The 228-nt window shown below is 67.1% G+C and carries 1 pseudogene; it reads right to left on the bottom strand.

Annotation, left to right across the window (positions count from 1 at the left end):
* Positions 1–228: pseudogene (locus KVT37_RS33340) on the bottom strand (ParB N-terminal domain-containing protein); the annotation flags it as partial.

Here is a 228-nt window from a genome sequence, read left to right as displayed (position 1 = left end):
AATCGGCAACGCCGCGCCCTTCCTTGATGAGGCGCGTGAAGGTCCCCCACTGCGAAACCACGTCGGGATCGTCACGCGCGATGTTCTCGATCAGCGAGGCTTCCAGCGCGACGGCGTCGTCGCCATCCTCCATGATGGCGCATGGCAGCGGTACGGCCTCGCCGCGCTCGTCGGCGACGGCCAGGGCTGCAAAATAGCGCCGCCGCCCGGCGACGATCTCAAAGCTGT

This window comes from Mesorhizobium sp. GbtcB19 (assembly GCF_019091085.1).
Lineage (GTDB): Bacteria > Pseudomonadota > Alphaproteobacteria > Rhizobiales > Rhizobiaceae > Mesorhizobium.
The sequence above is the reverse complement of the archived record's forward strand: the minus strand, read 5'-3'. Positions and strand labels throughout refer to the sequence as shown.